Source organism: Acidianus sp. HS-5 (assembly GCF_021655615.1).
Taxonomy (GTDB): domain Archaea; phylum Thermoproteota; class Thermoprotei_A; order Sulfolobales; family Sulfolobaceae; genus Acidianus.
On record NZ_AP025245.1, the window covers coordinates 2,520,343 to 2,544,918 of the forward strand.

30 protein-coding genes and 1 tRNA gene are annotated in these 24,576 nt (G+C 33.4%); 15 read left to right on the plus strand and 16 right to left on the minus strand.

All coding sequences use genetic code 11. The features are described 5' to 3' along the window. Positions 1 to 65 precede the first annotated feature (65 nt). Entirely contained in the window at positions 66 to 365 is a 300-nt protein-coding gene (locus tag HS5_RS14035; RefSeq protein ID WP_236751977.1) for a hypothetical protein, read from the plus strand. On the opposite strand, the gene HS5_RS14040 is transcribed toward HS5_RS14035, so the two are convergent. Beyond that, on the minus strand, positions 366 to 746 hold the full coding sequence (locus HS5_RS14040; RefSeq protein ID WP_236753603.1) for a hypothetical protein: 381 nt from the start codon (positions 744 to 746) through the stop codon (positions 366 to 368). It abuts the gene before it with no gap. Further along, a complete protein-coding gene (locus HS5_RS14045; RefSeq protein ID WP_236751978.1) occupies positions 733 to 927 on the minus strand; it encodes a hypothetical protein in 195 nt (64 codons plus the stop codon). Before HS5_RS14045 ends, HS5_RS14040 begins: the two co-directional genes overlap by 14 nt. A gap of 53 nt (positions 928 to 980) precedes the next feature. Here HS5_RS14045 and HS5_RS14050 point away from each other — a divergent pair, with 53 nt between their 5' ends. Further along, a complete protein-coding gene (locus HS5_RS14050) occupies positions 981 to 2,849 on the plus strand; it encodes an arginine--tRNA ligase (RefSeq protein WP_236751979.1) in 1,869 nt (622 codons plus the stop codon). 10 nt (positions 2,850 to 2,859) lie between these two features. Next, positions 2,860 to 2,934: transfer RNA gene (locus HS5_RS14055), tRNA-Arg, on the plus strand. On the opposite strand, the gene HS5_RS14060 is transcribed toward HS5_RS14055, so the two are convergent. After that, positions 2,916 to 3,008, minus strand: coding sequence for a putative integrase (locus HS5_RS14060; RefSeq protein WP_236751980.1), 93 nt, complete (start codon positions 3,006 to 3,008; stop codon positions 2,916 to 2,918). The genes HS5_RS14055 and HS5_RS14060 overlap by 19 nt on opposite strands. 435 nt (positions 3,009 to 3,443) lie before the next feature. After that, the gene (locus tag HS5_RS14065) at positions 3,444 to 3,641 is read right to left on the minus strand and encodes a DUF1059 domain-containing protein (protein ID WP_236751981.1); all 198 of its coding nucleotides are present in this window, start codon (positions 3,639 to 3,641) and stop codon (positions 3,444 to 3,446) included. Between the two features lie 87 nt (positions 3,642 to 3,728). Between HS5_RS14065 and HS5_RS14070 the strand changes: the two genes are divergently transcribed. From HS5_RS14070 to HS5_RS14080, 3 genes are all read left to right on the plus strand, one after another. Beyond that, positions 3,729 to 4,085, plus strand: a complete 357-nt coding sequence (locus HS5_RS14070; protein ID WP_236751982.1) for a DUF1059 domain-containing protein — start codon at positions 3,729 to 3,731, stop codon at positions 4,083 to 4,085. A gap of 113 nt (positions 4,086 to 4,198) precedes the next feature. Further along, positions 4,199 to 6,712 (plus strand): adenosylcobalamin-dependent ribonucleoside-diphosphate reductase, encoded by a 2,514-nt coding sequence (locus tag HS5_RS14075; protein WP_236751983.1) that lies wholly within the window; start codon positions 4,199 to 4,201, stop codon positions 6,710 to 6,712. 48 nt (positions 6,713 to 6,760) lie between these two features. Further along, the gene (locus HS5_RS14080) at positions 6,761 to 7,135 is read left to right on the plus strand and encodes a transcriptional regulator (RefSeq protein ID WP_236751984.1); all 375 of its coding nucleotides are present in this window, start codon (positions 6,761 to 6,763) and stop codon (positions 7,133 to 7,135) included. On the opposite strand, the gene HS5_RS14085 is transcribed toward HS5_RS14080, so the two are convergent. From HS5_RS14085 to HS5_RS14100, 4 genes are read right to left on the minus strand one after another with little or no spacing between them, the layout of a single operon-like run. Then, positions 7,125 to 8,189: a hypothetical protein gene (locus tag HS5_RS14085; protein ID WP_236751985.1), complete on the minus strand. Its 1,065-nt coding sequence runs from the start codon at positions 8,187 to 8,189 to the stop codon at positions 7,125 to 7,127. The two genes, HS5_RS14080 and HS5_RS14085, sit on opposite strands and share 11 nt — an antisense overlap. Continuing rightward, positions 8,182 to 10,089 carry a Glu-tRNA(Gln) amidotransferase subunit GatE gene (gene gatE, locus HS5_RS14090; RefSeq protein ID WP_236751986.1) on the minus strand — a complete coding sequence of 636 codons (1,908 nt, stop codon included), beginning with the start codon at positions 10,087 to 10,089 and terminating at the stop codon, positions 8,182 to 8,184. The genes HS5_RS14085 and gatE overlap by 8 nt, the downstream gene beginning before the upstream one ends. Continuing rightward, a complete protein-coding gene (gene gatD, locus HS5_RS14095) occupies positions 10,082 to 11,401 on the minus strand; it encodes a Glu-tRNA(Gln) amidotransferase subunit GatD (protein WP_236751987.1) in 1,320 nt (439 codons plus the stop codon). Before gatD ends, gatE begins: the two co-directional genes overlap by 8 nt. A gap of 31 nt (positions 11,402 to 11,432) precedes the next feature. After that, entirely contained in the window at positions 11,433 to 11,600 is a 168-nt protein-coding gene (locus tag HS5_RS14100; protein ID WP_236751988.1) for a 30S ribosomal protein S30e, read from the minus strand. A gap of 62 nt (positions 11,601 to 11,662) precedes the next feature. Here HS5_RS14100 and HS5_RS14105 point away from each other — a divergent pair, with 62 nt between their 5' ends. From HS5_RS14105 to HS5_RS14125, 5 genes are read left to right on the plus strand one after another with little or no spacing between them, the layout of a single operon-like run. Then, positions 11,663 to 12,895 (plus strand): C/D box methylation guide ribonucleoprotein complex aNOP56 subunit, encoded by a 1,233-nt coding sequence (locus HS5_RS14105; protein WP_236751989.1) that lies wholly within the window; start codon positions 11,663 to 11,665, stop codon positions 12,893 to 12,895. Positions 12,896 to 12,900: 5 nt separating this feature from the next. After that, positions 12,901 to 13,602: a fibrillarin-like rRNA/tRNA 2'-O-methyltransferase gene (locus tag HS5_RS14110; protein WP_236751990.1), complete on the plus strand. Its 702-nt coding sequence runs from the start codon at positions 12,901 to 12,903 to the stop codon at positions 13,600 to 13,602. Next, positions 13,603 to 14,028 carry a DUF61 family protein gene (locus HS5_RS14115; RefSeq protein ID WP_236751991.1) on the plus strand — a complete coding sequence of 142 codons (426 nt, stop codon included), beginning with the start codon at positions 13,603 to 13,605 and terminating at the stop codon, positions 14,026 to 14,028. Next, positions 14,015 to 14,926: a helix-turn-helix domain-containing protein gene (locus HS5_RS14120; protein WP_236751992.1), complete on the plus strand. Its 912-nt coding sequence runs from the start codon at positions 14,015 to 14,017 to the stop codon at positions 14,924 to 14,926. Before HS5_RS14115 ends, HS5_RS14120 begins: the two co-directional genes overlap by 14 nt. After that, positions 14,907 to 16,046 (plus strand): tRNA (guanine(26)-N(2))-dimethyltransferase, encoded by a 1,140-nt coding sequence (locus HS5_RS14125; RefSeq protein ID WP_236751993.1) that lies wholly within the window; start codon positions 14,907 to 14,909, stop codon positions 16,044 to 16,046. The genes HS5_RS14120 and HS5_RS14125 overlap by 20 nt, the downstream gene beginning before the upstream one ends. Here HS5_RS14125 and HS5_RS14130 read toward each other — a convergent pair. The 3 genes from HS5_RS14130 to HS5_RS14140 form a co-directional block, all read right to left on the minus strand. Then, positions 16,029 to 16,403 carry a winged helix-turn-helix domain-containing protein gene (locus tag HS5_RS14130; RefSeq protein ID WP_236751994.1) on the minus strand — a complete coding sequence of 125 codons (375 nt, stop codon included), beginning with the start codon at positions 16,401 to 16,403 and terminating at the stop codon, positions 16,029 to 16,031. The two genes, HS5_RS14125 and HS5_RS14130, sit on opposite strands and share 18 nt — an antisense overlap. A 68-nt stretch (positions 16,404 to 16,471) precedes the next feature. Next, entirely contained in the window at positions 16,472 to 17,350 is an 879-nt protein-coding gene (locus HS5_RS14135; RefSeq protein WP_236751995.1) for a transcription initiation factor IIB family protein, read from the minus strand. Next, on the minus strand, positions 17,347 to 17,619 hold the full coding sequence (locus HS5_RS14140; protein ID WP_236751996.1) for a Gar1/Naf1 family protein: 273 nt from the start codon (positions 17,617 to 17,619) through the stop codon (positions 17,347 to 17,349). Before HS5_RS14140 ends, HS5_RS14135 begins: the two co-directional genes overlap by 4 nt. Positions 17,620 to 17,831: 212 nt before the next feature. Here HS5_RS14140 and HS5_RS14145 point away from each other — a divergent pair, with 212 nt between their 5' ends. Both HS5_RS14145 and HS5_RS14150 read left to right on the plus strand, forming a co-directional pair. Continuing rightward, positions 17,832 to 18,740, plus strand: coding sequence for a hypothetical protein (locus HS5_RS14145; RefSeq protein WP_236751997.1), 909 nt, complete (start codon positions 17,832 to 17,834; stop codon positions 18,738 to 18,740). Then, positions 18,712 to 19,761, plus strand: a complete 1,050-nt coding sequence (locus HS5_RS14150; RefSeq protein ID WP_236751998.1) for a DUF373 family protein — start codon at positions 18,712 to 18,714, stop codon at positions 19,759 to 19,761. The genes HS5_RS14145 and HS5_RS14150 overlap by 29 nt, the downstream gene beginning before the upstream one ends. Here HS5_RS14150 and HS5_RS14155 read toward each other — a convergent pair. From HS5_RS14155 to HS5_RS14165, 3 genes are all read right to left on the minus strand, one after another. Then, complete coding sequence (locus HS5_RS14155; protein ID WP_236751999.1) at positions 19,753 to 19,953, minus strand: DUF5622 domain-containing protein; 201 nt, start codon at positions 19,951 to 19,953, stop codon at positions 19,753 to 19,755. The genes HS5_RS14150 and HS5_RS14155 overlap by 9 nt on opposite strands. Positions 19,954 to 19,976: 23 nt before the next feature. Beyond that, on the minus strand, positions 19,977 to 20,543 hold the full coding sequence (locus HS5_RS14160; protein WP_256445595.1) for a TATA-box-binding protein: 567 nt from the start codon (positions 20,541 to 20,543) through the stop codon (positions 19,977 to 19,979). Positions 20,544 to 20,618: 75 nt separating this feature from the next. Then, the gene (locus HS5_RS14165) at positions 20,619 to 21,365 is read right to left on the minus strand and encodes a metallophosphoesterase (RefSeq protein WP_236752000.1); all 747 of its coding nucleotides are present in this window, start codon (positions 21,363 to 21,365) and stop codon (positions 20,619 to 20,621) included. 40 nt (positions 21,366 to 21,405) lie between these two features. Here HS5_RS14165 and dph5 point away from each other — a divergent pair, with 40 nt between their 5' ends. After that, positions 21,406 to 22,164, plus strand: coding sequence for a diphthine synthase (gene dph5 / locus HS5_RS14170; RefSeq protein WP_236752001.1), 759 nt, complete (start codon positions 21,406 to 21,408; stop codon positions 22,162 to 22,164). Further along, positions 22,152 to 22,820, plus strand: coding sequence for a cytidylyltransferase family protein (locus HS5_RS14175; RefSeq protein WP_236752002.1), 669 nt, complete (start codon positions 22,152 to 22,154; stop codon positions 22,818 to 22,820). The genes dph5 and HS5_RS14175 overlap by 13 nt, the downstream gene beginning before the upstream one ends. Here the strand turns inward: HS5_RS14175 and HS5_RS14180 are convergent. Beyond that, entirely contained in the window at positions 22,817 to 23,473 is a 657-nt protein-coding gene (locus HS5_RS14180; protein ID WP_236752003.1) for a CTP-dependent riboflavin kinase, read from the minus strand. The genes HS5_RS14175 and HS5_RS14180 overlap by 4 nt on opposite strands. Then, positions 23,467 to 24,546, minus strand: a complete 1,080-nt coding sequence (gene twy1 / locus HS5_RS14185) for a 4-demethylwyosine synthase TYW1 (RefSeq protein ID WP_236752004.1) — start codon at positions 24,544 to 24,546, stop codon at positions 23,467 to 23,469. The genes HS5_RS14180 and twy1 overlap by 7 nt, the downstream gene beginning before the upstream one ends. Positions 24,547 to 24,576 lie beyond the last annotated feature (30 nt).

Below are 24,576 nucleotides of genomic sequence, written 5' to 3' on the forward strand. Positions count from 1 at the left end.
TAACGTGATCGATTTCTAATTAATATTTAAAAGTCTGGAAAGTAAAAAGAAAATAGTGGATAGTGATGAGTAGCAGAAGGAGGAAGAAGAAAGAGGCAGACGAAACAGAAGATGTTGAGAATAAACTAAAAGTTGTTTATTCAGACAAGGATGTTGTCGTAATGACAGCTCCTAATGAGGAAGAATTAAAGCAAATATTGCTTGATTTATTAACTGAGAAGCCAATGAACTTGAAAGAATTGCATAATAAGTTATCTGGAATTGCAAGCGAAGATAAAATAAGGAGAGCTCTAGCGGGACTTACAGAAAAAGGGCAAGTGACTTTATTAGAAGATGGAAGATATGCAAAGTTAGGTACAGAGTAGTTAGGTGCGTCTCAACGGGCACGATTGCCAGTATTTTGAGCATAATCTTGCTTGGCCCTCCGTAATTATCCTGTTTAATATTTTGCAAGAAGCTATGAAGCCGTTTTCGGTTTTCATGAGCTGAAAGAATTCGCAACCACTGTCTATTTTTTCCTGAATTAAGCTTATTTTAGGGTAAAATTTTATATCTTGATCTACTTTTTCATCTTGTTGATAGTTTTCTAGTCCTTCCTTTTCTTCTCCTTGATCTACATAATACCTACAGGTCTTATAGGTCTTAAAACATCTATTTGCACTGACTACTATATCTGAAGGAGAATCTAACATTGGAGAAATGCAGTATCCATTCTTATAAAAAGGACAAATATCACGTTTCTGCAACATCCCTCACTATAACATGAACTCCTAAAATATCATCATCAGATAAGCCCGGTATGTGAATCCTATTTATATTTATTTTATCAACTTTTTCAATATTTATTTTCTCAAGCGCTTCTTTTATATTATTTTCGTTTACCTTTTTTGAAGAATCTTCAACTATTAAAATATCCGCTATTTTCATGAATATGGAGTTAAGTAACAAAGAATTAAAAATCAAACCCTCTAATACCACTTGTGTATGCTTTAGCAAAAGCAAAAGACGAGTTGGCAAATTATCTTAGTAACCTACTCGGTGTGGATAAGGAGAAAGTTTTAAATAGTATTGAATATCCGACGAAAGAGCAAATAGCCGATTTAGCCTTACCTTTACCTTCAGTTACGAAGAATTTTAACGTTGAGGTTAAAGAATACAAAGGAAGGTTAATAAAGGAAGTATGGAGAGACGGAGTATTTATTAACGCTAAGTTAAACTACAAGGAATTGTTAAAGGAGATTTTTACAAATTTCTCGGAGGATTATGGTATAATTAAGACTGAGAAACCTTTAAGAATAATAGTAGAACACACAAGCGCTAACCCTATTCATCCTTTACACATAGGGCATTTAAGGAATTCCATACTTGGAGATACATTAGCTAGAATGCTAAAAGCAAGAGGACATAATGTTAACGTAAGATTTTACGTTAATGACAGTGGGAGGCAGGTAGCTTTACTTATTTATGGGCTTTCAAAACTAGGATATCCAGAACCCTCAAAAGAAGATAAAAAAGACCAATGGTTAGGATTAATTTATGCAATGACTAACGTTATCTTGGAAATTAAGAAGATAAATGAGGAGCTAAAGACTATCACTAACGATTCTGAATATAAGGAAAAGATAGCTAGGAGAGATGAGTTATTAATTTCAGCTTCAGAATTGAGTAAAAGAAATCAAGATTATTTTAACACCCTTTCAGAACAAATAATGAATGATAAAGATCCAGAAGGAGAAATTTCAAAAATAATAGAAAACTATGAGAAAGGGAATGAGGAAATAAAGAAAATAGTAAGGAAATATGTTAACTATGCTTTAGAAGGATTTAAGGAAAGCTTAGAGAAACTACATATAACGTTTGATAATTTTGATTATGAGAGCGATCTTTTGTGGAATAATGAGGTTAAGCTTGTTCTAGATTTTGCATTAACTTCAACTGCTAAAATTGATTATAAGGGTACAGTAGCATTGGATTTGCAAAATTATATTGACGATGATATTAGGAAGGAGGTAAGACTTCCAAAAGGCTTAGAAATACCTCCGTTAGTCTTAATGAGATCAGATGGTACATCGTTATACACAGTTAGAGACATCGCATATACTATTTATAAATTCAAGCAATTTAATGCAGATGAAGTAATAAATGTAATAGCAGAACAGCAATCCATACCACAAATGCAGTTAAGAGCTGCTCTTTATATCTTGGGATGGAGGAAATTCGCAACTAATTTGATTCACTTCTCTTATGGTATGGTCACATTACAAGGAATGAAGATGAGCGGAAGATTAGGTAAATACATCTCTCTAGACGAGGTTTACGATAAAGTAGCTGAGGCGGTTAAGGCAAAAATCGAGGAGAAAAAAGGGATTTTAGACAATCTTAACGAAATAGTTAATTCTGCTATAAGATATACGATTGTTTCAGTGTCAGCAAATAAGCCAGTGTCCTTTGACGTTAAAAGAGTTGCAAACTTTGAGGAAAATAGCGGTCCTTATTTGCAATACACTTATGCCAGGGCTTATAATATATTGGCAAAGTCTACTGATATCCTAGATATTTCAAAGATAGATGAGACTGAATTAAAAGATGAGAAGAGAATAATACTTTTGAGTATAGCTAAGTTTCCAGATGTATTTATCAGCTCTGTGGATTATTTACAACCCGAAGTTCTCACAGTGTTTTTAAGAAGGCTTGCAGATGTATTTAACTCCTGGTATGATAAGGAAAGAGTTATCCAGGAACCCAATGAATCAAAGAGGATAACTAGGTTATTCATTGTTAAAGGTGTTGAAACAGTACTGAGAAATGGCCTTAATACTTTAGGTATAGCTTCTTTAACTCGTATGTGAAAAATATCTAGGACCCGTAGCTCAGCCAGGACGGAGTGCTGGCCTGCGGAGCCAGTGGTCCCGGGTTCAAATCCCGGCGGGCCCGCTGTGATACTCATTTTTCAATTTTAGATAAGTTTCAACTACAACAATTAATGGATCGACATAAGCATCTTTCATCTTACCATATTTATACTCTAGCTTGTAAACATAATACCTTTCTTTTCCTTAGGGTATAGTCGACGTATTTATAACACGTCTTTTCCTTGTCAACATGTATTATGCTAAGGATATAGTTAAAGCATTGTATAAGCTAATATAGAACTGAAAGAAGATTGCGAAATTCTTCAAGGCCTCTTTTTATACTGCTAAAACTGCATAAATGTTTGTATCTTATACTTTCTGAGATTTTAAAGTGCAAGATCTTTTCCCTGATATACGGAAGATAGCTGCGTAATTTGAGGAATATTGTTGCCCTTTAAACTCCAATAGAGTGTAATAAGAATATTATAGAACAGAGATATCCAGGTAACAGTTATCGAAGGTTGTGTGCTCAAAGTTAGATTTATTATAGTAATTATATAAATGAGTTTTTACTGCAATTATAAGAATGTTTCATATTTTCTTTACATTTTGTTTTATCTTATCCACTAGATCTTCTGGCATTTGTGAAATTCCGTGGGCTAATTTAGCGTGAATTTTAAGGATTTCTAGCAGTTCTTCTTCACTTGAAGATCCCTTTACTTGAAATCCGCAATTCATTCCTATGGATTTGCATTCAAAGTAGTATTTTTTCTTTGAAAATAACTTCATAAAAATAAATGTGAATGTCTGGTATTAACAGATGTGTTAGAAATCTTCTAACTAATCCTTTTGTATTATCGCTCCTTATTATTGCTCATGAAATACACGTTCAGTTGTGCAGATATAGGAATGAACTGTGGGTTCGAAGTAATGAATGCTGGAAGCGAAGAAGAACTGCTAGAAATGTTAAAAATACATGCAAAAATGGATCATGGAATTACATCAATTCCTCCAGAGTTAGTAGATAAAATAAAGAAAGCTATTAAAAAGTCAGGCAAATACTCGTTTAGTTGTGCTGACATAGGAATGAATTGTGGATTTGAAATAATAGGCGCGGCAAGCGAAGACGAATTGCTTCAACAATTGACTGTTCACGCTAAAATGAGCCATAAGATGAGTAATATTTCACAAGATACTTTGAACACTATTAAACAAAAAATAAGAGTAGCTTAATTATATATTTTTTAATTGTATACACTATTTATTTTTTTCTAGTTAACGGGGTAGTACTATAACGGATTATAATTATCCTATTAAATGTTAGAAAACAATATAATATGATAGCAATGCAAACTAGTACTGTTAGTTTATTATCGCTTAATAAGATTAAAGTAGTGAAGAGGGACGGTAGGAAGGAAGAGTTCAAGCTGGAAAAAATTCTGGTAAGGATCGGTTTTGTTCCCTCTGAAGTCATAGACGGTATAGCAAACGATGTAATACAGAATTCTAAGGATAATGCTATTGACACCAAGACAATTGCAGATATTGTTGAAAGAAATTTAATAGAGAACTCTTTAGAGCACCCAGAATTAATGGACTTCGCAAAGAAGTTCGTCTTAGCAAGAATTTATAATCATGTTTACGGGAAAGGGAAATGGAAAGACTTCGACCCAAAGGATCTCCTTTTCACTTACAATGCGCTAAAAGTACTAGAAGCCAGATACTTGCTTAAGGACCCAAACACTTTGCGTTACATAGAAACTCCGCAAATGATGTTCAGAAGAGTAGCTAGATTCCTGGCAGGAGTTGAGGGACAGTACGGCAAGAGTGAAGATGAAGTTAAACGGATAGAGGAAAAATTATACGAAATTATGAGCGATCTTAAGTTCTTACCCAATACACCAACTCTAATGAACAGTGGGACAAGGCTTGGCATACTTTCTGCATGCTTCGTACTCCCAGTTAAAGATTCAATGACTACCCAAGAAGGAGACGGAATTTATGATACGTTAAGGGCAATGGCTTTAGTTCATCAACAAGGAGGAGGAACTGGCTTTGACTTCTCAGAATTAAGACCGAAAGGTGATGTAGTAGCGTCAACTGCTGGAGTAGCGTCCGGTCCAGTATCTTTCATGAAGATCTTTGATGTTTCTACAGATGTAGTAAAACAAGGAGGAAAGAGAAGAGGAGCGAACATGGGAGTAATGCATGTATGGCATGCAGAAATTGAGGATTTTATTCACGCAAAGTCTGGAAAGCTAAAAGATGTCCAGTTACAGAATTTTAACATCTCCGTGGGAGTATATGATTACTTCATGGAAAAAGTAGAGAGAGGAGAGGAAGTACCACTGATTACTCCAAGGAAAACTAAGATTCAGGGGACAGATCATGATTACTATATAGTAAAGGCCAGAAATTACATGAATGAAGACTGGGTTCAAGAAGAGATCTTGAACGAGCTTGAAGAGAAAGGCGGTGCAGTATGGTTAGATGAGAGTAAAATAATAACGGTAGACGAGGCATTAGCAATTGCAGAAAAAGAAGGGGCAGTAATAAGGTGGGTAAATGCGAGGCAGTTATTTGACGAGATTGTAAAGAGTGCTTGGGATGGTGGCGATCCAGGCTTACTCTTTATTGATGAGATAAACAGGAGGCATCCAGTGTGGTATTTAGGCAAAATACAAGCAACAAACCCGTGCGGGGAAGAGCCGCTATTACCCTGGGAGTCTTGTAACCTAGGTTCAATCAATTTGGAGAAGTTTGTTAGAGAAGTAAATGGTAAACCTACAATTGATTGGGATAGTCTTGCCGAGACTGTAAAATATGCAGTAAGGCTTTTAGATAACGTAATAGATGCAAATCGCTATCCATTAAAGCAGATAGAAGGGTCAACAAAGCGGACCAGAAAAGTAGGATTAGGAGTAATGGGTTTAGCAAGAATGTTAATTAAGTTAGGAATACCTTACGATAGTATTGATGCAATATACTTATCTTATCAGTTGGCTAAATTTATCTACTATTATGCTTTCAAGACTTCAATAGAGTTAGCAAAAGAGAAAGGATCATTCTCAGTCTACGATCCTCTAAGGTATCATGATATATGGGAAACAGCAAGACCGTTCGATTACTTACTTGAAATAACTAAGGTAGAAGGAAAACCTTCAGATTATGTTAGAAAGCTAACAGTAGTAGTCGATAAACTAGATTTCTCAGAACTTAAAGCCGAGAGAATAAAGCATGGCTTAAGGAACTCTACAGTAGTATCTGTAGCACCAACTGGTACGATATCAATAATAGCTGGAACTTCATCATCAATAGAACCTCTCTTCGCCTTAGCCTTTATCAGAAATGTAGCAGTAGGGAAATTCATGGAAATAGATCCACTATTCTTAGAGTACTTAAGGCGTTATGAGCTTGATAATCCGGAGGTTGTGAAGAAAATTGCAGAAACAGGAACTGTGGGAGAAAACATGTTCATGCCAGCTACAATCAGGAAACTCTTCAGAACTGCGCATGAAGTACCTCCAGAATTTCACTTATTGCACCAGGCAGCATGGCAGCAATGGAATGACTCTGGGACTTCAAAGACAATAAACCTTAGGACTGAAGAACCTCCAGAGACTGTAGAGAAGGTATACTTACTAGCTTGGAAGTTGGGAATTAAAGGGATAACAATATATAGAGACAAGTCAAAATCTCAGCAAGTAATATACTTCGGAATAAAGAAGGAAAGAGAAGAAAAAGAGAAGAGAGAGCAAGAAAAGAAACAACAAGTTCTTCCATCGTCATTCAGAATGGAGAAGAAGTTCGTAGAAGTAGATGAGAACTACGCAGGTGGATGCAAGACCTGTGAGTTATAATGCAAAATATTTTTATATTTCTTTATCCTATTTTCAATTGATAAACTCATGTCTGTTACTCCTCCATGTGAAATTTCAGTAAAGGAAATATTGCCTGCAGTGAGGTCTATAATTGCTACTAAGCTTGTAAAGGAGAAGGGACTTCCTTTGTATGAAGCGGCAAAGAAAATGGGCATAACACCAGCAGCAGTTGCAAATTATATGAATAAAAAGAGAGGCAATGGTGTTAGAGAACTAATACAACATGATAAGAAAATGATGGAAATGATATCGGATTTTGTTGATAAAGTATACATCGGAACTAATGAGGATTTGTCTAATTATTATTGCATGTTATGTTCAGAAGGTAAAAAGGTTCTTAAACGTAATGGCATAGATGTTCCTTTGTGTGCTTATGAGTCATCTCTGATGCTTAAGCAATAATCTTCCTCTTTAAGTACGGTTCTATTAATTTTCTTAATTTTATTCTAATATTTTTTATTCCCCATCTTCTTATTGGAATTCTTACTCTATCAAATTCTGTAACTAATTCTTCTCCATCTGCTATTGCGCTTTCTATTCTAGCGGAGAAAATCATAGTAGAGATTATATCATCATTTGAGAAATTTTCTAAAATCAAGAACAGTTCATTATCCTTATAGTCTAGATATAATGGAATTACTGAAGACGGTTCTAACTTATATAGGCTTACATTATACTTAGGTTTACAGTCTAAATTAATGACATTGTTTTTAAGATCCCATGAAATTCTTGCAGGCTTAGCTTCATTCCATCTTTTTGATTTAATAATATAAACAGGGTTCTCGCTCTCTATTTCTATTTTGCCTAAGTCAAATTTTATATTGAACGGATCTGAAGAAATTAATGATAATGCATAATCGGATTGCAAGGATATGAAGCTAGAGGAATTTATGGGTTTTCTACTTTCCTCTATATAGAAAGGATTTAGGAAATAGAATTTTGGATTGTAAAAATTGCTTTCTATCTTATCTGTTATTTCGTATCCTTGTGTCTGTATACTAATTTTTTCTGTCAGTTCCCCTGCATGCAAATAATACCATTTTTTATCTATTAGCAATTTCCTATCCCAAGGAGATGGGTTAAAATATCCTTCTCCTTCACTGCATGGTATCAGATCTTTGATTAGGTTTATTAGAGTACTCTTATTTATCTTAATAAAACTCCAAGGAATTGATTTTATATGTAATGGAGTTAAAATTATAAAAGGTTCTTTAGGAATATCTCCTTCAGTAACGATTTCACTTCCGTCAACTCCTATTATTCTTGCCCTATATTTCCATAAAATTTCCTTGGCATTATATAGTTTAAGAAGTTGTGGTAATTGTTCAATGTTTAAGTCTTCATCTTCTATTTTTATAGATTTAATATTAGCGAAAGGAAGAGAAAAATCTAACATTATTGGTCCGACAAATGCCTTTTCGTCATCTTTCGGGTTCGGGGGTAATTCTTCATCCATTAATATTTTCTAACTCCTTCCTAATTAAATCTGCTACCTTTTTACCGTCAGCTCTTCCTCTAACCTTTGACATTACTTTACCCATTAGAATATTGAATGCCTTATCCTTTCTTTTGGCTATTTCATCCTTTGAAGATTCAACAGTCTCCTTAACTATCTTTTCTAGTTCTTCTTCACTTAGAGAAGAGAAGTTACTAATAATTTTATTAATATCTATGCTTCTCTTTTCTTTTTTCTCTTTACTATAATTTAAAAGAATTTCTGGTATGGAGTCCTTTGATATTTTACCAGAATTTAACGCATTAAATACGTTTTCTAGAATATCATCAGTTATCGCTTCTGGATCTCCTCCTTGAGATTTCAATGATTTTATACTATTTTCTAAAGTAGTAGCTATAATTACTGGAGAAACTTTAGGATACTTTCTAACGAAGTAATCAAAGGAGTCTAGCCTAGGACTGTTTAGAACTTGTTTCGCTAGCTCTTCACTCAAACCTAAGCTAACTAGACTCTTTAATTTCTCCTCAGGAGTAGGGGGAATAATCTCTTTGGCCTTTTTGGTCAGATTTTCAGTTATTCTGATTGGAGGAATATCGGTTTCTGGGTACATTCTCGCTGCTCCAGGTTGTGGCCTTAAGAATCTAGTTGTACCGTCCTCATTAGCGCCTCTAGTTTCCTTAGGTACTCCTTCTAGCGCATACAGTATTCTATCCTTAATCACTTGAACAGCTAGATCTAATTTAGATTTTTCTCCTACAATTATCACGAACCCGTCATTATTTGTTATATTCAATTCATCTTTTAGTTTATCAACTTCTTCTTGAGTAATGCCATAATTAGGCAATTCATCAATATGGAATATTCCTCCTAGTCCCGCAAGAGCCTTTACATAATCGGAAACTTCAGTTCCAAATCTTCTATTTGGCATTAGCTCAGTTCCAAAGATTCCCCTAAAATACGGAACTTTAATTCCGTATACTTTACCTCCTTTCTTTAATTCCTTCAACACTACATTGCTCTTAGTTTCCTTAAATAGATCTGTAAGGTCTTTAACAACATAATCTAAGGATATATTCTCTTTTGTTGCTCCACGTCTTATTAGTTCATCTCTTATTTCTAAGAGTTTTAATTGTCTCATTGCTTCATATTCTATTAATTTAGGTATTAAATCCAGTTCTTGAACTCCTTTTATTTCAGTCTTTACTCCGCCTGAAATCGATACATTTAGGTCTTGTCTTATAGTTCCTAGCCCTCTCTTTACTCTTCCAGTTAACCTTAGCATTTGTCCTATTTTCAAAGCTACTCTCTTTGCTTGTTCTGGTGTATGAATATCGGGTCCAGTGGAAATTTCAATTAAAGGAATTCCTAATCTATCTAAATTATAAACTATGGAATCTTTAGTATCTTCAATTTTCCTTGCAGCATCTTCTTCTATTGCTATAGTTTGAATGCTTACTTTTCCATCTTCATCTTCCACATACCCTCCTAGTCCTACAATTGATGTTCTTTGAAAACCTGAAGTATTAGAACCGTCTATTACCACTTTTCTCATGACGTAAACTTCGTCAACAGGAGCACCGTGAAAAGCTAACGTCATTGCGAGTCCTATTAATAATGCTTCTTCACTCATTCTGTGAGGAGGTTCTTCATCGCATTCTACAAGGCATGTATCTTGTTGCGGTATTCTGTAAACATATTTCTTGTTCTTTTCCCACTCAAATAAAGCAGCTACATCTATTTCTCCGGTTTCGCTAAATACAGGTCTTAAGTATCTTTCTAACGCATTTTTGTACTCATCACTGAGTATAGTTGGGCAATTGCAGAATAGCTTAGTGGAAGTGTCTAACTGTTGGTGAATTTCTAATCCTACTTTTAATCCCAGTCTGTTGTAATCAATCATGATACCACCTGGGGAAGAAATCTAAACTATGCCTCGGATTTATTTCTCCTACTACATTTGTGAGCATTAATTTCTTAACTTTTTCTTGATCAGACTCATGTGCAAGAACCCACATCAGTTTAACTATTGCTACCTCTGGTAGCATGTCTTCTAATGGAACTACTCCTGCGTCTTGTAGTAATCTTCCCGTAGTATAAACGTTCATGTTTACTCTCCCAAATAAGCATTGTGAAGTCATTCCTACAAATATTCCGTCTTTTACCATTTTCTTTATATAATCTACAAATGAGGTAGCAACGTGACCTAAACCAGTACCTTCTATAATCATTCCTCTGATTTTTTTCTCTATCAAATATTCTAAAATATCAGGAGTCAATCCTGGATAATATTTTAGAAGGAACACGCGATTATCAAATTTTGCGTCTTCCTCTATTTTATCTCTTTTAGGAATATAGTCGGACCTAATTACTTCTACCTTATTCTCTTTCCATTCTACTTTAGCTAAAGGTCTATCGTTTATTGTTTGGAAAGCGTCCCTCCTACTGGTGTGCATTTTCCTAACTTTAACTCCTCTATGAGCTAAAGTATAGGTATCTGAACTTTCCCCATGCATGTTTATCACTACTTCTCCGAACGGAGCCTTCTTAGCTAGAAGAACTGATGAGTATAAGTTTATTGCAGCATCGCTACTTGGTCTATCACTGCTTCTTTGCGAGCCCACCAGCACTACTGGTCCAGGCAACTTTAATGAAAAAGCTAATGCTGATGCAGTGTAAGCCATTGTATCAGTTCCATGTGCAATTACTACTCCTTCATTACCTTCATTAAATGCTCTTTTTACAGATTCTGCAATTTTAATCCAATGTTCTGGTGTCATATTCTCACTAAGTATCGCAAAAAGTACCTCAGCAGAAACTTTAGCTATATTATTTATTTCTGGCATAAATTTTACAATATCCTCAGTAGAGAGTGCAGGTCTTACTGCTCCTGTTTCATATTCTATTTTACTAACTATGGTACCTCCAGTACTTATTATTTTTACCTCAGTTTTACCAATTTTACTTAATTCTTGATTAGTTCTTTCTTTTTCAGTTTTTTTCTTAATAATCTTTATTTTTGCTGAATTTATAGATACTCCTATATTATAACCATTATCAAGTTTTATAACTATTATATCATCAAACGAAGAATAAGAAGGCATTAAAATTCCTTTATAGTTATTACCGTTATTTTCTATTTCTATTAAATCTCCTATATCCGCATTAATTTGTGATAAACTTTGCAGAGCGATTCCTCTATAACCTTCAAGCATAGGAAAAAATAATTATAAAATGTAAAAAAGCTTATGTATTTTTCTCCTTAGAAGTTCCCTTAGACGACTTTAATACTCTCTTCTCGAATTCTTTCTTATTCCTAACTCTAGGTACTTCTTTGCTCTTTTCTTTCGGCTGGATCTTTGGAGTTTGATTTCTAACTTTTCCAGCCTTCGTTAACGAACCGTGGGATGGCATATCAACTTAATATAACATAAATAAGAATTTAAACTTACAGTTGAAAAAGCAATGGGACTATAATGAAGTTATACTTAGTTGAGCATGCTATAGGTACATTTGCGTTCGATGAAGACGGAAAATTAGTTGATTATGTGCTTAATCCAAAGGATATCGGTAAACTAGTTGAGACTCTTTTAAATCATGAGAAAGGAGAACCTTTTCCTTCAACTTTAGAGTTAATATCTAAACTTAATCCAGGTGAAGTAATTGTAGAGAATGAGGCCGAAATTCCGAAACTTAAAGTAAAAGCGTCGGCTGTTTTAAATCATAAAGCAGCCAAGTTATTTAGATCTTCAATAGTAAAATACGCTTTAGATTCTAAGTTTGCATCTTCCGAGGATGACTTGTACGCTTTTCTTTACCAGCTTTCCTTTGAATACACTAGGAGGAAATTAAGGACTGCTGCTGAGAAAAGGGATTTACTAGCAATACAAGCAGTTAGGGCTATGGATGATATTGATAAATCAATAAACCTCTTCTCAGAAAGGTTAAGGGAATGGTATAGTTTACACTTCCCAGAATTAGATAAAATGTTGGAAGATCATGAAACTTATGCTAAAATAGTTTCAACTTTCGGTTATAGAGATAATATAACTTTAGAAGGATTAAAGAGCATAAATGTAGATGAGAAGCAAGCTAAGAAAATACTCGATGCTGCAAGTAAAAGTATAGGAGCAGATATATCAGAAGATGATATAAATTCAATAAAGCAACTTTCTGATGCAATATTATCATTATTTAATATCCGTAATAGTTTAGCAGATTATGTAGACTCAGTAATGAAAGAAGTTGCGCCAAATATTACTGCATTAGTAGGAGCAAATCTAGGAGCAAGATTATTGAGTTTAGCAGGAAGTTTAGAGGAATTCTCAAAAATGCCTGCAAGTACTATTCAAGTCTTGGGTGCAGAAAAAGCTTTATTTAGAGCTTTAAGATCGGGAAGTAGGCCTCCAAAGCACGGTGTTATATTTCAGTTTCCTGCAATTCATGGAGCCCCGAGGTGGCAGAGAGGAAAAATTGCAAGGGCTTTAGCAGCAAAGTTAGCAATAGCTGCTAGAGTTGATAATTACAGTGGTAGATTTATAGGAGATCAATTAGTGGAACAGTTAAATAAGAGAGTAGAAGAGATAAAAACTAAATACGCGCAACCTCCTCCAAGAAAAGCGCAACCTCAAGCACCAAAGACAAAGAACTTTAAGAAAGGTAGAGGAGGTGGCGGTAAGAGGAATAGAGGTAAGAAAGGTAGAAGGTGAGATAAATGTCTGAAAGTATAAAAACCGTAAAAGAAACTAAAATGGAGAATGTATTTGAATGTGAATACGAAGACGGAACTACTAGGTTATGTACTAAAAATCTTGCTCCAGGATATTCAGTTTACGGAGAGAGATTAATTAAATATAACGGAGTAGAATATAGGGAATGGAATGCCTTTAGGAGCAAGCTTGCAGGAGCTATATTAAAGGGATTAAAAGAAAATCCTGTTAAAAAAGGAGTGAAAGTATTATATTTAGGTGCAGCGTCTGGGACTACACCTAGTCATGTTTCAGACATAGTAGAGAAGGAAGGTAAAGTTTATGGAGTAGAATTTTCACCTAGAGTCGTGAGGGAGCTTATATTAGTTGCTCAAAGAAGACCTAATTTATTTCCAATATTAGCAGATGCAAGATTTCCTCAAAGCTATATGCCATTAGTCGAGAATACGGATGTGCTTTATGTAGATATTGCACAACCTGATCAGACAGATATAGCAATTTATAATGCTAAAATATTCTTGAAAGAAGATGGCAATTTACTCTTAGCCATAAAAGCAAGAAGCATTGATGTTACAAGAAATCCGGAAGATATATTCAAGGAGGAGGCATCTAAACTTGAAAAGAACAATTTTGAAGTTAGACAAGTAATAAATCTAGACCCTTATGATAAAGACCATGCAATGGTTTTAGCGAGGTTTAAGGGATAAATGTTTGATAAAATCTTAGAACTCGGTTTAAAGGAAATTTTTGGAAGCTCTCCTGCAGAGAGAGTTACTTTAAGAGAAGCACTTGATGGAAAAAATAAGATTAAATTAAATAACGGTTTTTATCATGAGTTAAACTTGAATGAAGTTAAGGATTTTTCTTCTAAAGTTCCCCTTTATTTATGGTCGTTGATCAAGCTTCCTATATTAATTATAAAATTGCCTGAACCAGGACAGTTCTCTTTGGAAGGTTCTGAGTGGGATAAAAAGGCGGTTAGTTTAATCTTAAATAGGAAGGAAGAAGATAAGACTATTTTAAATACTGTAGATGTAGAGAGCTTATTAAGGCAATATAAAACATTAATCTTTATAACTCTCAGTAGTAATATATTGTTTTCAGCTAATAGTGAATTTGATGAAGGAATCTAAAATGGCTATTAAGATTAACGATGTTATTAGGATATTAGAAGATGAAGGTCTGAATTATACTATTATAAATTATCCAGAGAAAAATAGGAAATCTATAGATATAATAGTAGAGTTTAAGAAAGGCTCTAAAACAAGGAAGAAATTGGTAGTTAAAACTTCCTCAGATAAGATAGGAAAAGACGAAATAACTGATTTAAAGAATTTCTCTTCTCTTACTGAAAGCGTTCCTTTAATAATTACTGATGAGACAGAAGAAGATATAGCCATAGAGAAAGATAAAGTAATAGGTTTATCATTATTTGGATTCGAAAGATTATTGGAAGGAGATAAGATATTCGTTTATAGGACTCGAGGAGGAATGTTTGTTAAAATAAGGCCAGACATATTAAGGCAAAAAATGAGAGAAATGAATTATAGTATGGGAGACGTTGCAAAGATGCTAGGAGTATCTAGGAAAACTATTTACGATTATGAGAACGGAGATTCTGACGTATCAATTGAGATTGCCGAGAGACTTATAGACATTTTCGGCCCAGAAATCATAGGCGATGTTTGTGAAACTTATCGTGTTGATGATACCGTCATTGTAGATAAGGATCATAAACTAATAAGCATTTTAGAATCTGAAGGGTTCAAAGTTGCTACACTTAAATTCACTGCAATTGACATAATAGCTTCAAATAACTCAAAGAAACTAATAGTAGCTTTAGAATCAAGAAACCCAGAGAATTCTATAAAAAAGATTCAAGAAGCAAATAAAATAGCAGAAGAATTTAACTTAAACATGATAGTTATTTCCAAGTCTAACAGTAGAGCTAGAGAATTAGAAAAAGATGGCTTCAAAGTATATTTAGATCAGAATTTAGATGACTTGAAATATGAGATTAATGGAGATTGAAGAAGGAAAAGCTAGGATACTTGTGCCTGATCCAAAGGAATATGAAAAGAATGGTAAATTCGATCCTTCTTGGGCTCCAGTATTTTACAATCCTAAGATGATATTTAATAGAGACATAAGTGTTATAGCAGTATCCGCAATATCACCTAAGTATATTATTGATGCTTTATCTGCATCGGGCATCAGAGGTATAAGATATTATTTAGAATCCAATTCTACAATAGATGAAATAATATTTAACGATAAGAGTAAAATTTCCGTAGATTTAATAAGCAAGAACGTAGAAAGAAACGGAGTAAAAGTTGCTAAAGTGACTAATAGAGACGCAAATTCCTTATTATATGAAGTCATAGCAGACTATGTAGATATAGATCCGTTCGGCTCTCCTTCACCTTTTATCTTATCTTCAATCAATGCAGTAAAAAACGGCGGATATGTAGCGTACACAGCTACAGATTTAGCACCTTTAGAAGGTAGTGCAAAAAAATCCTGTAAAAGAAAATACGATGTAAATAATTCCAAGCTAAGTTTTTCCAAAGAAGTAGGTATAAGAGTTTTAATCTCTAAGATAGTTAGAGAAGCTGCAATTCTAGAAAAAGCAGTAGAGCCGTTATTAGCTTTTTATAATGATTACTATTACAGAGTAATATTAAAGGTAAATAGAGGAGCTAAGAGAGCTGACGAGAGTTTAGAAAAATTAGGATACTTCTATGAATGCGATAAATGTGGTTTTTCTGGATCTTCAAAAGATTTGATAGAAAAATGTCCTAGATGCGGCAGTAAGCTTAAAATTTCTGGACCAGTATGGCTAGGTAAAACAAATGACAGTGAGTTCATAAATAAAATGATTAGTTCTCTGCAAAAATTTTCCTATGTAAAAAATTTTGAGGCAATTTCTATACTCCTAAATAAAATTTCTCAAGAAATTAAATACCCACCTGGATACTATAACTTGGAATTTATATCTTCAAAATATAAAATAAATGTGCCATCAAGAGAAAAGGAGATAGAGTGCTTAGGAGAAGCTTCACCAACTCATTTCAGTCCAAAAGGAATAAAGACTTCTAAAAACTTTGATGATGTGCTAGAATGTATAAAAGCCTTATCCAACAAGGTATAGTATCCATTCAGATAATTTATTGCAAGATCCGGGATTTACATGTGCCCCATTATTACACTTATAAAGAAGCTTACAAGAGAAGCACGGGATATCTTTAATATTATCTAAATTTATATAAATATCATTATTAATTGACTGGGACTTAATTGCAAAGAGCTTCACTACACTCTTCCCATTCTCTTTCACTGTTTTTTTAACAACGAGTTTCTTTTCAATAAGTTTTTTAACAATCATGCTTAATTCTCTTGTAGATAAACCTACAGATCTAGCTAATTCTTGTTGTGATATACCTTCATTACCTTTTTCTAGTATCTTTTCTTGTATTAAATTCTCATAACTTGATATATTTGATTCCATCAAGAATCACCTATAGCCAAATATATAATATATAGTTTAGAGTTTAATTACTTTGCTATTAGATTTGTTTATAAACTTACTTCAATATCGAAATTTTTGATAATTTCTTTATATCTGTTTCTTATTGTTACTTCTGTAATATTTAAAGAGTCAGCTATTTCCTTCTGCGTCTTTTTAACATCCATTAAAGTGCTTACTAAGTATACTGCAGCGGCGCTTAATGCTAAATAACCTTTCCCACTAGTTAAACCACTCTTGTACATAATATTTACTACCTCCGCAGACTTAGTAGCTACAAGTTGCGGTAAACTAAGTTTTTCCACGATCTTTGGAATATATTCTACTGGTTTAATTTTAGGCTTAAAGCTCTGTAATTGCTTTGATACTTTATGAACTCTTTCTAAGGCTTTCCATAATTCGCTAGAAGAGAGAGAATACCTAGTTTTAATCTCTTGCAAGTATCTGGGTATGTTATTTACTTGGCACGAATAATAAAGCACCGCAGCAACCAACGCATAAGAATCTATTCTTTTTGCCAGACCATTTTCAACTAGCCTTCTCAGTATGAATGCGGCAGTCTCCTTTACGTGTTCTGGCAAATCTAGCTTCGATGCTTCGCTATTAAGCATTGAAAGATATGTAACTAGTTTCTTATCTTTAGACGAGACTCTAATCCTATTTTGTAATTTTTGCATTTTCATTAATTTTATTCTATCTTTCACTTTATCATAGCCTATTCTAGTCGAGAGTCCTTGATCATGAACTTTCAAAGTTAACGGAGAACCTATTCTTTCTCTTTCTAATCTATCTTGGTAATTGTAAGCTCTCCATTCAGGTCCTTGGTCTATTACCTCATCTTCCAGTACTGCTCCACAGTTAGCGCATATGTATTGTCCTCTTTCTGTATCATATCTTATATCTTCAGAAGAACAAACTGGGCACCTCATTTTTTCCTCGCCTTTTCTACTAACTCTAAGTAAACTTCCTTTGGTGGATTATAATGAGGGAAAGGCTCTACTAATGCATAAGGCGAATTAACATTGCCTATAATATCTAAAATTTTACCTACTCTCTGTTTATTTTCATCAAGTGTCACAAAGCCTATAGGATCAATTTTCGTAAAATTAGTATCTTTATTTTCAATTTTAATGAGCCACTTATTTTTCAAAGTGTACCTATAAAAATGTCCAAGTTCAATAATTCTTACTTTTCTCATAAGCAAAAGTTATGCAAACCATACGTTTATATTATACTGTAATAATACCCACGTAATTTTTTACGTAAGTAATACGAGATTGGGATTAAGAATTATGTGCACTTTATATTTAAAAGTCAAATCTACAGTAGAAGAGGGTTCACTATTTAACATAATCTATTGCAGAATAATTAGGAGAAAAATTATTAATAAGATATCCTAATACCATTGCGATGAGTAATTCGGCTACTAGTAGTGCAGAAGAAGCTATTTATAAGAAAATAGCTGAAGTAAAAGATGAAATTTCTAAGTTAAAACAAGAAAAAGCGCAAGCTTTAGAAGATTTGAATAAATTAAAACAAAAGAAACTAGAAAAAATAGAGAAGATTAAAGGAATTAGATCTCAAATAGATACTGTGAGGAATGAATTTTCGCTTAGACTAGAGGAATTAAAGAAGCTCAAAGATAGGAGGCAGCAATTATTACAGGAAATTCAAGGAATGAGAAAACAGTTTGATGAAATAAAGTCTATACTTCAGAAAACGCAAGGCTTAGATATAGATGCTATAGAAAGGAGAATACAAAGTTTGGAATGGAGATTACAAACTTCTTCATTACCTTTAGATGAGGAGAAGAGAATTGTGCAAAAAATCGCAGAATTAGAGAAAAAGCTTGGAGAAGCGAGGAAGATGCTTGAAATTAAGGAGAAGGGAACATTAGAAAGAGCTGAATATTTAGCTAAAAGAATAGAATTATCAACGATAAGACAACAAATAGCAAGCATAGTTACTGAGTTATCTCAGAAAAGGAATATATTAAACTCATTAAAGGAAGATAGAGAGAAGACTAAAAAAGAGATTGATGAAATAAACAAGCAAATAGAAGAAACCAGAAATAAGATAGGCAATGTAAATAATCAGATAAAGGAAAAGAATACAGAGATCGAGAAATATATAAAGCAGTTAAAAGGAGAGAAAGTAGAAACTACACAAAGACCAAGCAGGGAAGAAATTATAGAGAAGAAAAAGAAGATTGCAGAAGATAAACTAAAGTCGGGCCAGAGGCTCACTTTTGAGGAACTTTTAATACTTTATGGCGAAAATGATAAGGAAGATGGCAAAGACAATAATAATATATATTGATATAGATGACGATTTAAGCTTAGCAGGTATTCAATCTCCAGTGATAGGAGAGGCTAGCGTTAAAGAAGCTATAGATAAAGCATCGGAAATTATGGCAGACGATTCGGACTTTAATTCAATGATAGTTGCCTATAATATATACAGGAAGATGAAAAAAGAAGGACAAGACGTCGAAATAGTATTTTTTGCAGGCTCTCAGAAAGGAGGATTAGATGCTCAAAGAAAGATATCATCACAGTTAGACGAGATAATAAAAGAGTTGAATCCACAAGATGGCATAATTGTTTATGATAGCCCAGAAGACGCTAAGGCATTACCCATAATACAATCTAGGTTGAAAATTTCTGGAGTACAAAGAGTTATAGTAGAGCAACATAGAGGTGTGGAAGAGACTTATATCCTTTTAGGTAAATATCTTAGAAAGATCTTAAACGAACCGAGATATTCAAGGATTTTTTTAGGAGTGCCGGGCGGAATACTTTTTGCCGTAGGAATTCTGGAGGTCTTAGGTTTAATTTCGTATATAGTACCAGTTATCACTATTCTTATTGGCAGCGCTATGATAATTAGGGGATTCAGCTTAGACGATATGATGGAAAAGTGGTGGGAAAACTCTACAATAATGGTAATAGCGGCATTACTTTCTTCAATATCTTTTGCAATATCTCTTATTAATGGGTATTTTACATTTATTTCTATTAAAGGCAATAGTATATATGTAGTTTCTACAGTCATCTCTTCTATGTTACCGTATATTACGTTTAGCGTTTTAATATTACTGGGAGCTAAGGCGCTATCGAGTGCATTAGATAAAAGTATAAAATTGTTTCATGAAATTATAAAAATTAGTGCAATAATAATTTCATATTATATTATAACAGATGTATTAAAAAACTTGGAAGAAGGAATTTATATAATTCAATTCCAGTCATTTTATACTTTAACAATTTCCTCAATGATATTAATTTTTGCTTACATACTGCTCAATTTAATGGAAAAATACAAATTTAATTCAGCTTAATTTACCGACTTTATCTCTAACTTCTATAGGTAAATCTTCTAGTTTTTTAACTAGTGCATTTCTAGGTTTTCTAATATTCCTTCCTATTACTATATATGAGTCTGGAGAATTCTCATCCCTATTTTTTAGAACTCTTACTTTTATGAAATATTTTCCTGTGTCCACGTAAACGTATTTATTATGCTTTAGCATAAGAATGAGTAAGAAAAAGATGTTTATATTTCTAATTCTTCTTCCTCTTCTATGGGCTTTATACAGTCTAACTCATTTAATTTATCGAATATTTTCTTTACTGCTTTGTATACTTCTTCTTCTCTCTTTGCTCCAGTTATTACCATCTTTCCACTACTAAAAATCAGAAGTACTACTCTTGGGTCATCCATTCTGAATATTAATCCTGGGAATTGCTCTGGTTCATACATGTTATTCTCAAGTAAGAACGCAGCTTTATCTAAATTAACATGAACGTGCATGTTAGCTGAAGCTACAATGTTTTGTATCTGTATTTTCGGTTTTCCGGTTATTTTTATTCCATATTTCTTCAAAGTCTTTATTATCCTTTTTACAGCTTTTATCAACTCTTCAGTGCTCTTTGCTCCAGTCACTACCATCTTACCAGATTTAAATATGAGAGAAGTAACCTTGGGGCTTTCAAGTCTAAATATTAATCCTGGGAACTGATCTGGATCATATTCAACATTAGGTACACTTCTTTCCATTGCGTATAAATCTAGTTGTTGATCTAGAGTAACCGTAGCTACAATATTTTCTATGCTTATAATTGGTTTATAAGTAATGGAGTTAGAGATTCAAATCACCAATATAAATATCTTATATACTCATTTATAAACCCATATTTAAACTACAATATTCTTTAAAAGCTCTAATTTTGGGAACTCCATTATCCCTTCTCCTTCAATTATCACATAAGGCTTAGCTTCCTCTAAAATACCATAATTCCTTACTATCGGGCTCATATAATTATTATGAATTAATGAAATATCATTACCCGCTTGATAACTTCCGATAGAGGGTAAGATTAAAACTTTTGATCCATTTTTTAAAGGTACAATTAAAAATGCTTGTAGTTTCCTTGAGAAACCTAATTTATCTCTAAGGGAGATTCTAGGATGTTCATGTCCTATTATATAAATAGTGTTCTCTCTAGGTTCTACATCTTTATGCCCATGAAAAATTATCATGTTATCGACTTGTAATTCATCTCTTATTTCTATATCAAACTTATCTGTTACTAGAGAAATGTAGTTATCATGGTTTCCTCTTATCAATGTTAACTTAATTCCTAGGTCTTTTATTTGAGAAAGTGCAGAAATCAAATCTTCCTTTTCTTGTCTTCCTAGTCCATTGAATATATGTTTAAAATCTCCATCAACTATTATATTATATGTATTAAATTCTTTAACTACTTTATTTACAACATCTAAAAATTTTTTCTTCTGTACTCTAGGTAAAAAAATTCCTTTCCTAGCCATTTCTTCTTCATAACCTATATGAACATCTGAAATTACTGCAGTATCAATACTTTTAATGTATACTGCTGGTATATCTCCTTCAATGTAAACCCCCTTCTCGATTTCAATCATTTCAAACACCTTTTATATCTCATTAATATAAATATGCAAAATGCTCTACTTTATAGGCTTAGGTTTGGCTAAAAAATTTCTTACTCAAGCTTCAATAGACGTAATGAAAAAAGTTGATGTTTTATATCTTGATTCTTATACTTCTCTTTCTTGTGATATAAATAAAGACTATCTAGAAAAATTATTACAAAGGCAGATTATTCTTGCAGATAGGAATGTTCTTGAAAACAATTCAAGGGACATAATGAAACTCTTAGGTGAAGGCAAATCTGTAGGCATAGCTACTGTAGGAGATCCAATGATAGCAACAACTCACGTGAGTTTAGCTACAGAGGCAAAATCTAAAGGATATAATATATTTGTAGTTCCTGGAATTTCGGTACATTGTTATATAATTTCAAAATCTATGTTATCTTCATATAAATTCGGTAGATCTGTTACAGTTGTATATCCATATAATGGAATTATTGATACTACTCCTTATGAGGTTATAAAGGATAACTCTTCTAGAGGACTCCATACAATTCTTTATCTAGATTTGAAAGAAGGAAAGCCTATGGCTGCAAGCGATGCAATTTCGCTCCTATTAAAAATGGAAGGAATAAAAAAGGAAGGGATTATAACGCCAGATATGCAGATAATTGTGGGCCAAAGATTAGGCTGCGAGGATGAGGAAGTTAAAGCTTTAACAGTAAGCGAAGCAATAGAATATAAATATAAAGATCCACCTCACATTATAATTGTTCCGTCTAGAAATCTTCATTATATGGAGGTTGAAGCTTTGAAATGTCTTCGCTAAAAGATAGAGTAATTAAATATATTAAAGGAATGAACGATAGATTATCAAAAATTAACATACAAGAATATCAGAAGATTATAGATTTAGCTAGACAGTACACTGAAGACGCTAAATATTATTTGGATAAGGGCGACGTAGAGACTGCAATAGTGGATATTGCATATGCGGAAGGCTTATTGGATGCAATACTTATCAGTACTAATAAGGATCCAGATTCTGATATATCAAAAAAGGTGTTTGTAGGTGGAACGTTTGATATAATACATCCAGGTCACATAGAATTCTTAAGAGAAGCTTCAAGATTAGGAAGAGTTTACGTATCTGTAGCTAGAGATAAGAATTCTGAAAAAATTAAGGGAAGAAAACCTATAAACGATGAAGAGCAGAGACTGGAAGTTGTAAAAAATATTAGATATGTTTATGATGCATTTTTAGGGGATGAGAAGGACTTTATCAAGAGCGTTGAAAGAGTTAAACCAGATATAATTTTCCTAGGTCCAGATCAACATGTCAATATAGAGGAATTTAAGAAGGACTTAGAAAAAAGGGGTATAAATGCTGAAATAGTTAGGATGCCAGAAAGGGTAAATAAATGGAAACATAGTAGTACTACTTCGATAATAAACGAGATTATATCCAGATATTGTAAATCTTAAATTAAAGCTTCTATTAATACTTCATCCCCATCTTTAAGGGAAAGTTTTTCTCTCAAAAAATAAGGTGAAATTACCTCTATTACACTCTTGGGATGAGTAGTTCTCAGAGGTATGACAATTGCTGCAGGTTCAAGATCGTTTATTCTTGCGGGATAAGCTTTTACTGCACCCAGAACTCTGTTCTCATCTCTATATTCTGGAATGTTTATATACCTTGACGTGTCCAAACGTAATCTGTTTTCAAACGAAATTCTATCATAAATAACTATATTTAATGTTCCAGGGTACGGAGTAAATCCTAGAAATTTTTTAAAAGAATTCTCATAATATGGTAAAGAGAGAAATAGTTTACCTTCTCCTAAACCCGATGTAGCTTTTCCTTTAATTCTTATCTCATGTTGGAACGATATTGCGGACGATATTTCATTTAGACAATCTAAAAGTAATTTTTCGCCCTTTTCTGTAAGCCTTATTATTTCTCCATCTTTAGTCTCAATTCTAATTATCAAATCAGCATCTTCTAATTCTTTTAATTTTCTGGATACAGATTGTTGAGAAATATTGAACTCTTTTGCCAAAAGTTGTTGAGTTACTTCTCCTTTTTCTTTTACTAAATTTATTATCTTACTTAATGTACAAATTTCAGCTAGCATTGATTATTACCTGAACCTAGCTCTGCTTCAGCATATTCTCCGTGTATATCATCTTCAATATCTTTAGTTTCCCAGTTCCATTTATTACTCCATGCATTACCTATCTGTATAGGTTTATCCAGTTTACTTAATAGAACAATTCTACTGGGTACATGCTCTGAAATAATCTTATATCCAGTATACTTTTCCATTAGTTTAGCGAACTCTCTTACTTCCGAATGTCTGGGCATAGCATCTCTGCTTAGCCTCAAAGTTGAAGGTCCTACATGCATGTAAGCTTTAACTTCGATATAAGTTGGCATAGCCATTTCGATTAATTTTGCAAAATCTTTAGCATCTTCTTCACTCATGTTAAAACCTTTTATCATTGTCATTCTAATTACAGTGGGAGAGCTGAAGCTAGGCAAGATTTCGAGAGTTTTTAAGAACAAATTCCAAGAATTTGCCACTATAGGTCTATTTATTAGCTTATGCTTTCTCTCATTTGGTGCCTGTATTGATACAAAGAGTTGAGTAGGTTCTTCGTCTAAACTAGCTAGAACGTCTGGTCTAATCCCGCTAGTTACTAGGAATGTAGTTAATCCTTTCTTATGGTATTCATGAATTAATTCTCCCAGTCTATCATATAGTGTTGGTTCTCCCGTTAAGCTTATAGCTACGTGTGCAGGTTTCATTGCTTCTTTTGCAATATTAGGATCTACACCTTGCCTTCCTAGGTATCCTGATACTGCCTTCTTATGCTCTTCAATACTCTTCTCTGCAATATATTCTGGATCGTCTGTTATTGGTAACTTAGTTTCATCCCATTCTAAGCCAATATCTTCTGGTTCAAGTCTCCAGCAATGTATGCATCTAAACCAGCACCATGCAGCGGTTGGTGTCATTTGAACGCATCTGTGGCTTTCAATTCCATAGAATTTTCCTTTATAACAATACCTTCCTTCTGTTAATGCTTCATGAGTCCAATGACATTTCTTATATGCACTGTGATTTCCTATTATGTGATACTTCTCTTTCTCCATCTCCTCCATTATTCTGCTTAAAGTATCTATCTTTAACGTTGAGACAACCATAATAGTCAGTTTAAAATAAGTACATCCGAT

Coding starts and splice junctions, on each gene's coding strand:
- HS5_RS14045 (WP_236751978.1), bottom strand. CDS start 927: ATGAAAATAGCGGATATTTTAATAGTTGAAGATTCTTCAAAAAAGGTA.
- HS5_RS14165 (WP_236752000.1), bottom strand. CDS start 21,365: ATGATTGAAATCGAGAAGGGGGTTTACATTGAAGGAGATATACCAGCA.
- HS5_RS14035 (WP_236751977.1), top strand. CDS start 66: ATGAGTAGCAGAAGGAGGAAGAAGAAAGAGGCAGACGAAACAGAAGAT.
- HS5_RS14135 (WP_236751995.1), bottom strand. CDS start 17,350: ATGAGGTGCCCAGTTTGTTCTTCTGAAGATATAAGATATGATACAGAA.
- HS5_RS14115 (WP_236751991.1), top strand. CDS start 13,603: ATGTTTGATAAAATCTTAGAACTCGGTTTAAAGGAAATTTTTGGAAGC.
- dph5 (WP_236752001.1), top strand. CDS start 21,406: ATGCTCTACTTTATAGGCTTAGGTTTGGCTAAAAAATTTCTTACTCAA.
- HS5_RS14070 (WP_236751982.1), top strand. CDS start 3,729: ATGAAATACACGTTCAGTTGTGCAGATATAGGAATGAACTGTGGGTTC.
- HS5_RS14130 (WP_236751994.1), bottom strand. CDS start 16,403: ATGGAATCAAATATATCAAGTTATGAGAATTTAATACAAGAAAAGATA.
- HS5_RS14180 (WP_236752003.1), bottom strand. CDS start 23,473: ATGCTAGCTGAAATTTGTACATTAAGTAAGATAATAAATTTAGTAAAA.
- HS5_RS14140 (WP_236751996.1), bottom strand. CDS start 17,619: ATGAGAAAAGTAAGAATTATTGAACTTGGACATTTTTATAGGTACACT.
- HS5_RS14080 (WP_236751984.1), top strand. CDS start 6,761: ATGTCTGTTACTCCTCCATGTGAAATTTCAGTAAAGGAAATATTGCCT.
- HS5_RS14110 (WP_236751990.1), top strand. CDS start 12,901: ATGTCTGAAAGTATAAAAACCGTAAAAGAAACTAAAATGGAGAATGTA.
- HS5_RS14145 (WP_236751997.1), top strand. CDS start 17,832: ATGAGTAATTCGGCTACTAGTAGTGCAGAAGAAGCTATTTATAAGAAA.
- HS5_RS14060 (WP_236751980.1), bottom strand. CDS start 3,008: ATGAAAGATGCTTATGTCGATCCATTAATTGTTGTAGTTGAAACTTAT.
- gatD (WP_236751987.1), bottom strand. CDS start 11,401: ATGCTTGAAGGTTATAGAGGAATCGCTCTGCAAAGTTTATCACAAATT.
- HS5_RS14155 (WP_236751999.1), bottom strand. CDS start 19,953: ATGCTAAAGCATAATAAATACGTTTACGTGGACACAGGAAAATATTTC.
- twy1 (WP_236752004.1), bottom strand. CDS start 24,546: ATGGTTGTCTCAACGTTAAAGATAGATACTTTAAGCAGAATAATGGAG.
- HS5_RS14075 (WP_236751983.1), top strand. CDS start 4,199: ATGCAAACTAGTACTGTTAGTTTATTATCGCTTAATAAGATTAAAGTA.
- HS5_RS14175 (WP_236752002.1), top strand. CDS start 22,152: ATGTCTTCGCTAAAAGATAGAGTAATTAAATATATTAAAGGAATGAAC.
- HS5_RS14065 (WP_236751981.1), bottom strand. CDS start 3,641: ATGAAGTTATTTTCAAAGAAAAAATACTACTTTGAATGCAAATCCATA.
- HS5_RS14105 (WP_236751989.1), top strand. CDS start 11,663: ATGAAGTTATACTTAGTTGAGCATGCTATAGGTACATTTGCGTTCGAT.
- HS5_RS14120 (WP_236751992.1), top strand. CDS start 14,015: ATGAAGGAATCTAAAATGGCTATTAAGATTAACGATGTTATTAGGATA.
- gatE (WP_236751986.1), bottom strand. CDS start 10,089: ATGATTGATTACAACAGACTGGGATTAAAAGTAGGATTAGAAATTCAC.
- HS5_RS14150 (WP_236751998.1), top strand. CDS start 18,712: ATGGCAAAGACAATAATAATATATATTGATATAGATGACGATTTAAGC.
- HS5_RS14125 (WP_236751993.1), top strand. CDS start 14,907: ATGAGATTAATGGAGATTGAAGAAGGAAAAGCTAGGATACTTGTGCCT.
- HS5_RS14085 (WP_236751985.1), bottom strand. CDS start 8,189: ATGGATGAAGAATTACCCCCGAACCCGAAAGATGACGAAAAGGCATTT.
- HS5_RS14100 (WP_236751988.1), bottom strand. CDS start 11,600: ATGCCATCCCACGGTTCGTTAACGAAGGCTGGAAAAGTTAGAAATCAA.